At 58.2% G+C, this 1,028-nt stretch carries 1 pseudogene; it reads left to right on the top strand.

The window, feature by feature from the left end:
- A pseudogene (gene rpoB / locus D8V06_RS29515) lies at positions 1–1,028 on the top strand (DNA-directed RNA polymerase subunit beta); the annotation flags it as partial.

Raw genomic sequence — 1,028 nt, 5'->3', positions numbered from 1 at the left:
GAAACGCCGGAAGGTCCGAACATCGGTCTGATCAACTCCCTGGCTGCCTATGCGCGCACCAACCAGTACGGCTTCCTCGAGAGCCCGTACCGTGTGGTGAAAGACGCTCTGGTCACCGACGAGATCGTGTTCCTGTCCGCCATCGAAGAAGCTGATCACGTGATCGCTCAGGCTTCGGCCACGATGAACGACAAGAAAGTCCTGATCGACGAGCTGGTAGCTGTTCGTCACTTGAACGAATTCACCGTCAAGGCGCCGGAAGACGTCACCTTGATGGACGTATCGCCGAAGCAGGTAGTTTCGGTTGCTGCGTCGCTGATTCCGTTCCTCGAGCACGACGACGCCAACCGTGCGTTGATGGGTTCGAACATGCAGCGTCAAGCTGTACCAACCCTGCGCGCTGACAAGCCGCTGGTAGGTACCGGCATGGAGCGTAACGTAGCCCGTGACTCCGGCGTTTGCGTCGTGGCTCGTCGTGGCGGCGTGATCGATTCCGTCGATGCCAGCCGTATCGTGGTTCGTGTTGCCGATGATGAAGTTGAAACCGGTGAAGCCGGTGTCGACATCTACAACCTGACCAAGTACACCCGCTCCAACCAGAACACCTGCATCAACCAGCGTCCGCTGGTGCGTAAAGGTGATCGGGTTCAGCGTAGCGACATCATGGCCGACGGCCCGTCCACCGACATGGGTGAACTGGCGCTGGGTCAGAACATGCGCATCGCCTTCATGGCATGGAACGGCTTCAACTTCGAAGACTCCATCTGCCTGTCGGAACGCGTTGTTCAGGAAGATCGTTTCACCACGATCCACATTCAGGAACTGACCTGTGTGGCCCGTGACACCAAGCTTGGCCCAGAGGAAATCACTGCGGACATCCCGAACGTGGGTGAAGCCGCACTGAACAAGCTGGACGAAGCCGGTATCGTTTACGTGGGTGCTGAAGTAGGCGCAGGCGACATCCTGGTGGGTAAGGTCACTCCGAAAGGCGAGACCCAACTGACTCCGGAAGAAAAACTGCTGCGTGC

The sequence above is a fragment of the Pseudomonas sp. Sample_24 genome (assembly GCF_004307605.1).
Taxonomy (GTDB): Bacteria; Pseudomonadota; Gammaproteobacteria; order Pseudomonadales; family Pseudomonadaceae; genus Aquipseudomonas.
This window is presented reverse-complemented; position numbering and strand designations above follow the sequence as displayed.